Source organism: Pseudomonas sp. GL-B-19, from assembly GCF_019956415.1.
Classification (GTDB): domain Bacteria; phylum Pseudomonadota; class Gammaproteobacteria; order Pseudomonadales; family Pseudomonadaceae; genus Aquipseudomonas.
Map to the genome: position 1 here is coordinate 206,081 of NZ_JAHBDK010000031.1, position 11,839 is coordinate 217,919.

General features: G+C 54.6%; 19 protein-coding genes and 1 pseudogene. 5 read left to right on the forward strand and 15 right to left on the reverse strand.

Annotation, left to right across the window (positions count from 1 at the left end):
- Positions 1-39 precede the first annotated feature (39 nt).
- The 6 genes from KGB06_RS13760 to KGB06_RS13785 all read right to left on the reverse strand — a co-directional run bounded on the left by KGB06_RS13760 (position 40) and on the right by KGB06_RS13785 (position 3,071).
- On the reverse strand, positions 40-378 hold the full coding sequence (locus tag KGB06_RS13760) for a HopJ type III effector protein (RefSeq protein ID WP_223516545.1): 339 nt from the start codon (positions 376-378) through the stop codon (positions 40-42).
- Positions 371-667 carry a DUF1244 domain-containing protein gene (locus tag KGB06_RS13765; RefSeq protein ID WP_007944633.1) on the reverse strand — a complete coding sequence of 99 codons (297 nt, stop codon included), beginning with the start codon at positions 665-667 and terminating at the stop codon, positions 371-373. Before KGB06_RS13765 ends, KGB06_RS13760 begins: the two co-directional genes overlap by 8 nt.
- Positions 668-735: 68 nt before the next feature.
- On the reverse strand, positions 736-1,107 hold the full coding sequence (folX, locus tag KGB06_RS13770) for a dihydroneopterin triphosphate 2'-epimerase (RefSeq protein ID WP_008054404.1): 372 nt from the start codon (positions 1,105-1,107) through the stop codon (positions 736-738).
- Entirely contained in the window at positions 1,107-1,685 is a 579-nt protein-coding gene (gene folE, locus KGB06_RS13775) for a GTP cyclohydrolase I FolE (protein ID WP_223516547.1), read from the reverse strand. The genes folX and folE overlap by 1 nt, the downstream gene beginning before the upstream one ends.
- Positions 1,686-1,706: 21 nt before the next feature.
- Positions 1,707-2,417, reverse strand: coding sequence for a dihydromonapterin reductase (gene folM, locus KGB06_RS13780; protein ID WP_223516549.1), 711 nt, complete (start codon positions 2,415-2,417; stop codon positions 1,707-1,709).
- Between the two features lie 84 nt (positions 2,418-2,501).
- Complete coding sequence (locus KGB06_RS13785) at positions 2,502-3,071, reverse strand: antibiotic biosynthesis monooxygenase (RefSeq protein WP_223516551.1); 570 nt, start codon at positions 3,069-3,071, stop codon at positions 2,502-2,504.
- Positions 3,072-3,278: 207 nt separating this feature from the next.
- On the opposite strand from KGB06_RS13785, the gene KGB06_RS13790 reads away from it, so the two are divergent.
- The gene (locus tag KGB06_RS13790; protein ID WP_223516552.1) at positions 3,279-4,238 is read left to right on the forward strand and encodes a MerR family transcriptional regulator; all 960 of its coding nucleotides are present in this window, start codon (positions 3,279-3,281) and stop codon (positions 4,236-4,238) included.
- A gap of 3 nt (positions 4,239-4,241) precedes the next feature.
- Here the strand turns inward: KGB06_RS13790 and KGB06_RS13795 are convergent, their stop codons facing one another.
- Positions 4,242-4,847 carry a hypothetical protein gene (locus KGB06_RS13795; protein ID WP_223516554.1) on the reverse strand — a complete coding sequence of 202 codons (606 nt, stop codon included), beginning with the start codon at positions 4,845-4,847 and terminating at the stop codon, positions 4,242-4,244.
- Positions 4,848-4,901: 54 nt separating this feature from the next.
- Positions 4,902-5,377 (reverse strand): annotated as a pseudogene (locus KGB06_RS13800) (PAS domain S-box protein).
- A gap of 100 nt (positions 5,378-5,477) precedes the next feature.
- On the opposite strand from KGB06_RS13800, the gene KGB06_RS13805 reads away from it, so the two are divergent.
- The 4 genes from KGB06_RS13805 (at position 5,478) to KGB06_RS13820 (ending at position 8,832) form a co-directional block, all read left to right on the forward strand.
- Positions 5,478-5,930, forward strand: coding sequence for a flavodoxin (locus tag KGB06_RS13805; RefSeq protein WP_223516555.1), 453 nt, complete (start codon positions 5,478-5,480; stop codon positions 5,928-5,930).
- 194 nt (positions 5,931-6,124) lie between these two features.
- Positions 6,125-6,907, forward strand: coding sequence for a class II aldolase/adducin family protein (locus tag KGB06_RS13810; RefSeq protein WP_223516557.1), 783 nt, complete (start codon positions 6,125-6,127; stop codon positions 6,905-6,907).
- Positions 6,907-7,809, forward strand: a complete 903-nt coding sequence (locus KGB06_RS13815) for an alpha/beta fold hydrolase (RefSeq protein ID WP_223516559.1) — start codon at positions 6,907-6,909, stop codon at positions 7,807-7,809. The genes KGB06_RS13810 and KGB06_RS13815 overlap by 1 nt, the downstream gene beginning before the upstream one ends.
- 111 nt (positions 7,810-7,920) lie before the next feature.
- Entirely contained in the window at positions 7,921-8,832 is a 912-nt protein-coding gene (locus KGB06_RS13820) for an SDR family oxidoreductase (protein ID WP_223516561.1), read from the forward strand.
- Between the two features lie 73 nt (positions 8,833-8,905).
- Here the strand turns inward: KGB06_RS13820 and KGB06_RS13825 are convergent, their stop codons facing one another.
- From KGB06_RS13825 to KGB06_RS13850, 7 genes are all read right to left on the reverse strand, one after another.
- Positions 8,906-9,673, reverse strand: a complete 768-nt coding sequence (locus KGB06_RS13825) for an N-acetylmuramoyl-L-alanine amidase (protein WP_223516563.1) — start codon at positions 9,671-9,673, stop codon at positions 8,906-8,908.
- Between the two features lie 212 nt (positions 9,674-9,885).
- Complete coding sequence (locus KGB06_RS13830; protein ID WP_223516565.1) at positions 9,886-10,149, reverse strand: bacteriocin immunity protein; 264 nt, start codon at positions 10,147-10,149, stop codon at positions 9,886-9,888.
- The gene (locus tag KGB06_RS30095) at positions 10,139-10,219 is read right to left on the reverse strand and encodes a hypothetical protein (RefSeq protein ID WP_411741849.1); all 81 of its coding nucleotides are present in this window, start codon (positions 10,217-10,219) and stop codon (positions 10,139-10,141) included. Before KGB06_RS30095 ends, KGB06_RS13830 begins: the two co-directional genes overlap by 11 nt.
- The gene (locus KGB06_RS13835; protein WP_223516701.1) at positions 10,198-10,326 is read right to left on the reverse strand and encodes a bacteriocin immunity protein; all 129 of its coding nucleotides are present in this window, start codon (positions 10,324-10,326) and stop codon (positions 10,198-10,200) included. The genes KGB06_RS30095 and KGB06_RS13835 overlap by 22 nt, the downstream gene beginning before the upstream one ends.
- Before the next feature lie 124 nt (positions 10,327-10,450).
- Complete coding sequence (locus tag KGB06_RS13840; RefSeq protein WP_223516567.1) at positions 10,451-10,885, reverse strand: bacteriocin immunity protein; 435 nt, start codon at positions 10,883-10,885, stop codon at positions 10,451-10,453.
- Between the two features lie 153 nt (positions 10,886-11,038).
- Positions 11,039-11,302 carry an immunity protein gene (locus tag KGB06_RS13845; protein WP_223516569.1) on the reverse strand — a complete coding sequence of 88 codons (264 nt, stop codon included), beginning with the start codon at positions 11,300-11,302 and terminating at the stop codon, positions 11,039-11,041.
- A gap of 275 nt (positions 11,303-11,577) precedes the next feature.
- Complete coding sequence (locus KGB06_RS13850; protein WP_223516596.1) at positions 11,578-11,838, reverse strand: bacteriocin immunity protein; 261 nt, start codon at positions 11,836-11,838, stop codon at positions 11,578-11,580.
- Between the last annotated feature and the right edge of the window lies 1 nt (position 11,839).

The following is an 11,839-nucleotide window of genomic DNA, read 5'->3' on the forward strand; positions in this document are numbered from 1 at the left end:
AGATCGTTATCGCCGGCAAGCCGTGCTCCTGCATTTTATTCAGCGGTGAGTCAGTGGTTTCTGAGTGAACTTCACCCCGGCCAGGCCATTGGCAATCAAAGCGCGGATATTGCCGTGGTCGCTGCCATCAGGCGTTGCGACCACCGAACGGTAATGCTCGCCAAACGCCAGCAGCGCTTCTTCATCGCTCAGACCTTCCAGCAGCGCCAGACCCAGGGTCTTGCACGAACCTTCGTTCTGACCGGCCGCGTTTTCCACGCCACCGTTGTTGAAAGCCTGCGGTTGATAGTCGTAACCGGCGGCGATGAAGGCCAGGGTATCGGCAAAGACGTGTTCGCCACTCTTGAGGCTGGCGCGCAGGGTATTCAAATCACTCATTGGGTTTTCCTTTGGCAAACGCCGCTTGTTGTTCGGCGCTGGCTTCTTGCTGGTATTGGGCTTTCCATTCGGCGTACGGCATGCCGTAAACCACTTCGCGGGCGTCATCGAGGCTGACGTCGATCTGGCGTTCGTCTGCGGCGGCCTTGTACCACTTGGACAGGCAGTTGCGGCAGAAACCGGAGAGGTTCATCAGGTCGATGTTCTGTACATCCTTGCGGCTGTCCAGGTGGGCCACCAGCCGGCGAAAGGCGGCGGCTTCAAGTTCCAGGCGTTGTTGATCGGTCATGGGGGCCTCTGTTCGGTCATTTCGTGGCGCGGATGATAAAAGTCTGGCGAACAATGCGCCAGACGCGGTCAGCGGCTTGCCGCGAGCGTAATCGACACCGATTCGGCGAATCGCAGCGCGTGAGGTTTGTCGACCTCAACCTCGGCGTACAGCACCGACTCGTTGGCCATCACCAAGTCCAGCAACTCCTGAGTCAACCGTTCGAGCAGGGCGAAACGATTGCCCTCTACGTGGGCGATGATTGCCTTGGTGATGGTGCGGTAGTTCAGCGCGTGATCAATGTCGTTGTCACGCACCGCTTCCTGGGCCGCATACAGGATGGTCAGGTTGATCAGCACATCCTGTTTGTTGAGGATTTCATCCTCGTTGATTCCGATGTAGGTCCGCAGGCACAGGTCCTTGACCCGGATGCGTGCCATTCCTGGTTGAAGTTGTGGCATTACGACGTGCTCCGTCCAATCAATTGCAGGAACTCCTGGCGGGTGTTGCTCGACTCGCGGAAGGCGCCGAGCATCACCGAGGTGTTCATGGTCGAATTCTGTTTCTCGACACCGCGCATCATCATGCACATGTGCCGGGCTTCGATGACCACCGCTACGCCGGCGGCATTGGTCACCTGTTGCACCGCCTCGGCGATTTGCCGGGTGAGGTTTTCCTGGATTTGCAGGCGACGGGCGAACATGTCCACCAGTCGCGCAATTTTCGACAGACCCAGCACCTTGCCCGTTGGAATATAAGCCACATGGGCCTTGCCGATGAAGGGCAGCAGGTGATGTTCACAGAGCGAGTACAACTCGATGTTGTCGACAATGATCATTTCATCGTTGTCGGAGGCGAACAGCGCGCCGTTGACGATCTCTTCGACACTTTGTTCGTAGCCATGACAGAGGTACTGCATGGCTTTGGCCGCCCGCACCGGGGTGTCGATCAGGCCTTCGCGATCCGGGTTCTCACCGAGACCGATGAGAATCTCGCGGTAGCTCTGGGACAGGGCGTTCTGGGGCAGGGTTAGCGACATGTAGCATCCTCGCGGGGCATCTTATTTGATGTGCCGTCCGCCGTTGACGGTCAGGGTGGTGCCGGTGACATAAGGGTTGTCGAGCAAATAGCGCAGGCTCTGGTAGATCACTTCGCTGCCGGGTTCGATGCCCAGCGCGGATTTGGCCAGCGCCTTGGCGCGGTAAACCGCGTCATCCTCGGGGTTGAACATTAGCAGGGCGGGCGCGATTCCGTTGACCTTGATTGTTGGCGCGTATTTCGCAGCGAAGGATAGGGTGAGGCTGTCGAGCCCGGCTTTGCTGGCGCAGTAGCCAATGTGCTGGCTGCTGCCTTTGCGGGTCACGTCATCGCTGATGTGCACAATGTCCGCAGGGTGTGAGCGTTGCAGCAAGTCCCCACAGTGCAGGTTGATCAGGTAAGGCGCAAGCATGTGCACGCTGAACATGCGGGTGAAGGCGGCGGCGTCGGTGTCCGGCGTTTCGGTCAGCCATTCGGAGGCGTTATGGACAATCGCCCGCAGGCTATTAGTGTGGGTTTTCAGGGCGGTGATGAATGCGAGGATCCCGGCTTCAGTGGAGAAGTCGGCAAACACCGCGGTGGCGCCCAGATCGCGCAACGTCTGGACACCGGGACGTTCGCTGCGGTAGCTGAAGATTACCCGCTGGCCGTCTTCAATCAAACGCTGCGCACAATGCAGGCCAACACGCTGGCCGGCACCGGTGATGAGGATGGGGGCTGCGGAAGAAGTCATGAATGGCTCGCGTCGCGGTAAGAGCAAAACTATACCAGCGCGCGGCGGCATTCACCTACCGTGGGGCTCACCCCAACATTGGGATCATTGATTTTGTGGGAGGGGCTCGGAGGGCAGCGGCCGTGGTACCGCGCTGTTCAGCCAGTTGGCCAGCAGACGGGTCGACAATGGAATGAAGAAGTAGACCATCAACGGCGTCAGGCACAGCGTGCTGATGAACACCCGTGGCAGCAGGCTCATTTCGCTCAGCAAAGGCCCGAGGACAAAATTGAACAACAGGGACACCGGAAAGAATGCCAACCAGATTGCCACCGCCTGTTTCCAGCGTGGCGGGCGCTGACCGACCGCGCCGAACCAGCCCTCAATTCCGCTGACGCGATGTTCCGTGTTGTGGCCAAACAGGTCGCTGCCGCGCGCCAGCCAGGCCGTGCGTGACGCAGAGTGTTCCCAAGCGTGCAGGGTCTGCTCGTCGGCAAAGCGGAAAATAATCTGGAATTCGTCATCGTCGGGCGGCGGAGCGAGCACGCCAGAGCCAAGATAGCCGGGAAAATCGGTGGCCAATTGTTCGCCTTCGCGCAACCAGACCATAAGGTCCTGATAGCGCCCTTCGGCAACGCGACGCGCAACCATCAGGGTGACGGGTGAGGTAGACATTGTGTATCTCCATATGACAGTTGCGTTACTCCGGGTAGGAGTTTCGCCAGGCGCAACACCGGGGTGGTGGGCTGCGCTTTGAGACAAGCAAGGATTATTCCTGATTCTGGCCAATACACCAGCATGAGCGTCGATTATCAAGGTGTTGAATAGTCGGCGGGAGAGTTAGAATGGGATCCAATTTCATCCGTGGACGTCGACTATCCGATGCCTGTCCTGACTGACGTTACTTCTACCCCGCAATCGGATCTGTCCCTGGATCGGGAAGAGCTCTTTCCTATTCGTGAGGTAGCGCGTCTGACGGGCATCAACCCGGTTACGCTGCGCGCCTGGGAGCGGCGTCATGGTTTGATCCAGCCTACTCGCACCGAAAGTGGGCATCGTCTGTACTCAATGCACGATATCGAGAAGGTTCGTAGCATCCTCGACTGGATCGACCGCGGCGTTGCGGTCAGCAAAGTCGGCAAGATCCTGGCCAAGACCGAGCCACTCAAAGTGCTGGCGCAGATCATTCCCACCGAACTCGTGCACGCCGACTACGCTCAGTGGCAGCAACAGGTCCAGGTTGCGGTGAAGGCCTTTGATGAAGTTCAACTGGATCAAATCTATGGGCAGATTTTCTCCAGTTATCCGCTGTCGGTAGTGTTTCAGGACATTTTTCTTCCGCTCTGGAAACAACTGTTGCATCGCCATGAAGCATTCGGCCAGACCAGCGAGTGGCTGTTTCTGGACGCCTTTCTACGTTCTCGCGTGTTGCAACGGCTGATGATGGCGCGGGTCATGCAACCGCGTCGGATCATTGTCTGTGCGATGGCCGATCAATGCCGTGAACTCGACGTGCTGCTCACGGCGCTGTTCCTGAGCAGTGTTGACTCGGCTATTCAGTTATTGGCGATTGGACAGCCTTTCGACGAGTTGACCCTGGTCTGCGAGCGGGTCAAACCCAATGCTTTGGTTTTGGTGTCCAATAATTCGCCGGCCCCTGAATTACCACGACGGCTCAATCGTCTGGCGATGAGCCTGGATTGTCAGTTGATGCTTGCCGGGGATAAGTCGGAACTGGCTCAGGAAAGCCTGACCGGATCATCGATCGGGTGTCTGGGGAACGACGGAAGGGTAATGCGCCAGCGTCTGAAACAGTTCCTGGCGGGAAACCTTGAAACCTGAAATTCAGATGTGCAGCGCGGGGTGTGTCAGGCGATGTTGCTGAAGGATGTACTGGCGCAGACGCTCGGTTTCGTCCTTGTCAGACTGACTCAATTCGTAGGCGAAGAAACCTTGCTCGGTTTCACGCTCAAAGGTACCGCGCAAAGCAATCCGTTCGTAGCCTGACGGGCTGAACCACAAGGCGAAGTGTTTGGGTGGCTTGGTCTTGTTGCGGACTTCCAGCAAAACTCCTTTGAACGAGATTTCGTGCACATACATTGTGCCTGGCTGGCCTTTGGCATTCTCCAGCGCCACCGGTTCTTCAAGTGCCAGGCGCCAAGGACGAACCATTGGCCCGTCCTCGTAAATGCTTGGCACGCCCAAACGCAAATGCAGCGCATGAAACTCGTCTTCCACCAGGTGCAGCGGAAAGGTCATTTGCTGATTTTCGAAGTTGGCATGAATGGTGACTTGCTCATGAGCCGCGAGGCGCGTGAGCAAATCACGTATCTGCGAACCACTATTAACGAGCAGGCTCGACGTCGCATCCCGCACATTGAGCTGTGGGTTATGTTGCATTGTCTGGATGAAATCCAGTTCGTCCTGAGTCAGGAGTGCGTCGCGCTGCATGGCATGCTCGAAAGGTATAGATACAAAGTCATTGGTGATTGTAGTTAATGACCATTAATTCACCGTTTTGTTTTTGCCGTTCGTCGCTTCAGCGCAGAAAGTTCGGCGTGTGCTTCGGCCAACTGGGCTTCCAGTTGCACCACACGTTGTTGCGCTTTGACTTGGGCCGTGACGTCCTTCTGTACACCGACGAAGTAAGTCTGCCCGTCGTTCGGGTTTTTCACCGTCGACAGCGAGAGTTCATTCCAGAATGGGGTGCCGTCCTTGCGGTAGTTCCTGAGGATTTCCCTGCAGTATCCTTCCCTGTTCAACGCTTCGCGAATGGTGGCAAGCGCTGCCTGATCCCGGTCGCCGGCCTGTAAGAAGCGGCAATCCTGATAGAGGATTTCTTCATTGGTGTACCCCGTCAGACGTTCGAATGCCGGGTTGACGTAAATCAGGATGTTGTCCTGCTCGCCTTCCTTTTCGGCAATCACGATGCCGTCGTTAGAAGCATTGATCACCATTTGCAGCAGCTGAGCATTGATCATCGGAGAATCCTTTCCGCAGTGATTGAGTGCTGCATTCTAAAAGAACAATGCAGGTCCTGCTGTTAATATCCGGTTTTCACTCAGTTTCAGGATCAGATAGATGAAAGTCGCCATCCTTTCCGGCTCGGTTTACGGCACGGCCGAAGAAGTCGCCCGTCACGCCGCGAGTATTTTGAAGACCGCCGGTTTCGAAACAATGCACAACCCACGCGCGTCGCTGGCCGATGTCCTGGCTTTCGAACCGCAAGCGTTTCTGGCGGTGACGTCGACCACCGGCATGGGTGAATTGCCGGACAACCTGCAACCCTTGTATTCGATGATTCGTGATCAGTTGCCCGCTGCCTGGCGCGGTCTGCCGGGAGCGGTCATCGGCCTGGGCGATGCGAGCTATGGCGATACCTTCTGTGGCGGCGGCGAGCAGATGCGTGAATTGTTCAGTGAACTGGGTCTGCGTGAAGTGCTGCCCATGCTGCGCCTGGACGCCAGCGAAACTGTGACCCCCGAAACCGATGCCGAGCCCTGGCTGGCAGATTTGGTCAGCGCATTGCAGTGAAAATCGGGTTCGTCATGGTTCTGATGAAATTGCTGAATATGGTTATTGGCGTCGGTCCTTTGACATGGATCCAGACTCATTGCGCCACTGACTCGCTAGGCCATCAAGCTGGCTGCCAATGCAACTACACGAAGACCGGGGGCTGACTAGACTGCTGTGACGACAGCAGAACAATAAGAATAGGAGGTCATGCCGTGAATGTTGCCCCCGTCCAGTCGCCCCACAGTGTCAAAGGTAAAGTCAGTGCCGCCGAGTGGCAGACCCGAGTCGATTTGGCGGCCTGCTATCGTCTGGTCGCCGCGCATGGCTGGGACGATCTGATCTTTACGCACATCTCGGCCAAAGTGCCCGGTACCGAAGATTTTCTGATCAACCCGTTCGGGCTGATGTTTCATGAGATCACGGCATCGAGCCTGGTCAAGGTTGATCAGGCCGGCAACAAGTTGATGGACAGTCCATACGACATCAACCCGGCGGGTTACACCATTCACAGCGCCGTGCATGAAGTCCGCCACGATGTGGTCTGCGTGCTGCACACTCATACTGCTGCCGGCGTTGCGGTGTCGGCGCAAAAGCAGGGCGTTCTGCCGATCAGCCAGCAATCCTTGTTTGTCCTGTCCAGCCTGGCTTACCACGCGTATGAAGGCGTTGCGCTGAACCATGAAGAGAAGGCGCGCCTGCAAGCCGACCTCGGTGAAAACAATTTCCTGATGCTGCACAACCACGGTTTGCTGACCTGTGGCAGCACCATCGCCGACACGTTCCTGATGATGTTCACCTTCCAGCGCGCCTGCGATATTCAGGTGCTGGCACAGAACGGCGGCGCCGAACTGATCGCTATCGAACCGCAGATTCTGGACGGCGCCAAGGCGATGATCGCCGGCGTGACCAAAAGTACTCAAGGGATGGGTGGCGCGTTGGCCTGGCCAGCGCTGCTACGTAAACTCGATCAACAAAACCCGGGTTATAAACTCTAATGCCACTCGCCGAGATCCCCCTGTGTGTCTGGCGCAAACGCGGCCAGACGTTTGTATTCCATGGCCAGACTATCCGCTATTGGACGGCCGGGCAGGGTGAGCCGCTGTTGCTCATCCACGGCTTCCCGACCGCCAGTTGGGATTGGCATTACCTGTGGCAACCACTGGCCCAGCGCTATCGAGTAATTGCTTGCGACATGCTTGGCTTCGGCGATTCGGCCAAACCGGTGAACCATGAATACAGCCTGATCGAACAGGCCGACTTGCAACAGGCGTTGCTGGCGCATTTGAGTGTCACGCAACCGGTGCACGTATTGGCCCACGATTATGGCGACAGCGTGGCGCAGGAACTGTTGGCCCGACATTACGAAACCTGCATTCACATCGCCAGTTGTGTGTTCCTCAACGGTGGCCTGTTTCCGGAAACCCATCGTCCGCTGCTGGCGCAAAAACTGTTGCTCAGCCCCTTGGGCTGGATGATTGGCCGCGCTTTCACGCGTGACGCGCTGGTGAAGAGTTTTCGGCGGATTTTCGGGCGGATGACCCGGCCGACCGAAAGTGAGATGGATGATTTCTGGGGGCTGATCAACAGCAACCAAGGTTCGCGGATCATGCACAAGCTCATCACGTATATTCCAGAGCGGCGTGTCCAGCGCGAGCGTTGGGTCGGCGCCATGCAGCGCGGTGAAGTGCCGCTGCGCGTCATTGATGGCGAGGTCGATCCGATTTCCGGTGCACATATGGTCGCGCGCTATCGCGAACTGATCCCCAATCCGGACACGATCCTGCTGGCCGAAATTGGCCATTACCCCCAGATCGAAGCGCCGGGGCAGGTACTCAAGCACTATCTGGAGTTTCGTGATCGGCAGGCATTACCCCCGCGCAGGGCTGCCTGTTCCTGATTATCCCCCAGCCTTATCGGGCACCATTCAGCCCGACCCTTGTTCATTGTGACCAGCAGCGCCGTGCCTGACACTCGGGTTCATCGTCCCTTGGCCTGCTGGAGTTCCCCCATGAATGAGACTGTGCGCTTCGAAGATAAAGTCGTGATCGTCACCGGTGCAGGCGGCGGCCTGGGGCGGGCACATGCGCTGCTGTTCGCCAAACAGGGCGCCAAAGTGTTGGTCAACGATCTCGGCGGCTCAGCGCAAGGTGAGGGCGCTAACGCGTCGGCAGCAGACCGCGTAGTGGCCGAAATTCGCGAGGCCGGCGGGACTGCCGAGGCCAACCACGACTCCGTCACTGACGGCGATAAAATCGTCCAGCACGCGCTCGATGTTTTCGGTCGTATCGATGTAGTGGTCAACAACGCCGGGATCCTGCGCGACAAGACTTTCCACAAAATGGAGGATGCCGACTGGGATCTGGTTTACCGCGTCCACGTCGAAGGCGCCTACAAAGTCACCCGTGCCGCCTGGCCGCACATGCGTGAGCAAAACTACGGCCGCGTGATCTTCACTGCGTCGACATCGGGCATTTACGGCAACTTCGGCCAGTCCAACTATGGTATGGCCAAACTCGGCCTCTACGGCCTGACTCGCACACTCGCCATCGAAGGCCGCAAGAACAACATCCAGGTCAACGCCATCGCGCCTACCGGCGGCACTCGCATGACCGAAGGCCTGATCCCGCCGCAAGTTTTCGAGCAACTCAAACCGGAACTGGTCAGCCCGCTGGTGGTGTATTTGGCCAGTGAAAATTGCAAAGAGACTTCCGGGTTGTTTGAAGTTGGCGGCGGCTGGATGGGCAAGGTGCGTTGGGAGCGCAGCCTGGGTGCCGGGTTTGATCCGCGGGTGGGGTTCTCACCGGAAGACGTGGCGGCGCGGTGGGAGCAGATTTGTGATTTTGAGGGGGCAGCGCATCCGAAGGACAATATTGAAGCGCTGAAGGAAATGATGGGGAATCTGCAGAAGTATTCGCTTTAATGGAAGCCAGCAAGGTCACCGTTCTGACCTTGCTGGTTGTTAATGTTCAGAGCGTTTTAGTTTGCTGTGGCTATCAAGGAAAATATTTGCGAACCAATGCCGCCAGACTTGCTGCCGTTTGCGCATCCATGATCCCGTCGTAATTTTCAGGGCGGAAGTGCAACTGAAAGGCTCGAACAAGTTGTGCGAAACCTTGATCGGTTGATGCATTTGAAACGTCATAGCCATAGGTTCTGAACAGTTTCAGCAATTCGGCTCGGGCAGGAATGCCGGTTTCGTTGTATTGCTGCAAATAGGTGTCGCGGGTGGCATCGTCGAACCAGGCGCCAACGCCTTTCAAATAAAGTGCATGCCAAGGGAATTTCGGCCCTGGGTCACTCTTGCGACCGACCGCAACATCAGAGTGGCCCAGGACTTGGGTCGGGCTGATATCCGGATAGCGTTCAAGGATGTTCAGCGCCAGTTCTTCCATCGCGGCAATTTGTTCAGGCTGATACGGCGGAAAATTGAAAACCCCTTGGCTGAACGTCGCCAGGTTAACGATTTCGACACCGATAGACGTGTCATTCAGATTGCTTCGGTTACCCCATTGACTGACGCCCGCATGCCAGGCGCGCCGGGTTTCGTCGACAAGACTGAAGACTTCCTGCGTGGTGTGGCCTGCGTTCAAGTAGCTCGGATCGGTGATGTCCGGAACCAGATAGTGTGCGCTGACATTCGGGCCGGTCAATGCATTGACTGAACTGGAGAAGTTACCGGCCGTGTAGTGGAAAATCAGAAAGCGTACGCGGCTGTTGGAACTCTGAGTAGAATGAAGTTTGTTGTAGATGATAGGTTTCATGAAAGATTGCTCGTTAATAGTTAAGTTAAAGTCAGCGCACCCTAGGCGTGGATGAATGACCTGTAATTAACATTAATGGCGGGGGCGCTTCGCGTGTTTACAGAAGCCTGTAGTCGCTTTCCGAAGAATGCGTAGGCAGTAGAAGTCTGGGTTGAGGAGTGGCAGCTTTGAAAGTGGAGCCAGGCACGTCTGTCTGCTCCACGGTTTTATCGCTATTCTTCTTTTTTGAAGCCTGTTTTTCCGTTGGCGGTTCGCCATTGCTTTATAGCTTCTAATACGCCGGCAGGGCTGTCTTCGACACCCGGTTCGGGGTAATACAGGATGTCTGTTCCGTTTGGATGTTCTGAAGTGCTTACGATGTTGTCAACAATTGCGTCATGCTCTTTCTCTGATGAGTAATCGCCTACAACTAAACGGTTTATAAGGCTTGTATATTCAGATTCTGTATATTCTTCAAATTTGTTTTTAAAGTTCATCCTGTTTGTCTCCTTTTTTGGAGTGGGTTTCAATGTGCTGCTGTGGTGTCAATATACTAAGATTTTCCATGTCGTAGACTGCGCCGCTAGCCAGGTTTTTACTTTTTCAATGATAGCTTCAGGTGTGGAATCTTCGTCTGAGTCTGAGTAGTAAATTAAGTCAGTATCCGTCTGGATGCTCTGTCAACTCCTCAAACAAGAGTACTGCGCGTATTTAATCTTTTTCCGTAGGATGTTCAGATCAGCAAATTTTTTTAAGAACTCGAGAAACTCTGCTTCGGTATAGTCGGGAATATTTAGCTTACTCATGTTGGTTTCTTCTATTGTAAAACTCTGTATGTGTTTTTTTAGTGGCTGCGCGCCCGAGGACAATATTGGGGCACTGAAGGAAGTAATGGGGGTGCAGAGGTCTTCGTTGTAGTAAGGTAATGTAAATGAAATATGCGTGATCGCATGCTCCCTTTTCCAGATTATAGTTTTCTGCTTTGAAGCCGGGTTTTACGTTTTCTGCTCGCCAATGTTTAATGGCGTTTAATACACCGGCAGGACTGTCCTCAACACCCGGTTCCGGGTAATACAAAATGTCCGACCCGTTCGGATGCTCCGAAGTATTTACGATGTTCTCAACGATTTCATCGAGTTCTGCTTCCGATGAATACTCTCCGTTGAACAGGCGTTGTATAAGGGTCGTGTATTCGGATTCGTTATATTCTTCAAGTGTTTTTTTAAGGTTCATCTTATCTGCCCCATTTGTTGGAGTGAGTTTTGAAGGGCGGCGCATCCGAAGGACAATATTGAAGCGCCGAAGGAAATGATGGGGAATTTGTAGAAGTATTCGATTTAAATGTTGTAAATACCAAGCCGCCGGATTGCAGCGGCTTGGTATCAGCTACAAATCAGGTATATTTTTTTCTGTAATGAATTTCGGTTCTATCCAGTTCGGTCCTTTGGTGGCGACCGGTCCTTCATCGTTAGCGAGTATCCCCTCATCGAAAAGTCGTGAGTAGGTTCGAAGCAGTTCGCCATTTGCGATGACTTCAAATCTATAGCGTCCAATCATTCTATCGAGCGAAGGATAGGCCAAGCCAATACCGAAAGCTGTCACGACATCTTCAATAGGCTCATTTTTTATAATCTGTTCGATAGTGCTCACTGGAACTCTCCTTTGAGAAGATTTTTGTAAAAACGGTCGATTTGTTTGCTTTCAGCATTGAGTGCCTCTTCCGAGTACAATAAAGCCTCACTGTTGCTAAATTTATAATCCTCAAGTGTGGCTGTGTGAGCGTTGTTCCATTCCGGTGAGCCGGGGAGCGGTTAGTGACAGTCCCCTTTTAATAGGTTTCTTTTTTATGACTCTAGATTGTCGCTTTTGAGGTGACATGCCGGAAAGTGGAGCCAAGCACGTCTGCCGGCTCCACAGTTTTATCTCTATTCTTCTATTTTAAAGCCTGGCTTTCCGTTGGCGGCTCGCCACGCTTTTACTTTTTCAATGATAGCTTCGGGTGTGGAATCTTCGTCTGACTCTGCGTAGTAAATTAAGTCAGCTCCGTCTGGATGCTCTGTCAACTCATCAAACAAGAGTACTGCGCGTATTAGTTTTTTTTCCGTAGTGTATTCAGAGCGGCAAATTTTGTTCAAGAACTCGAGAAACGCTGTTTCGGTATAGTCGGAAATATTAAGCTTTCTCATA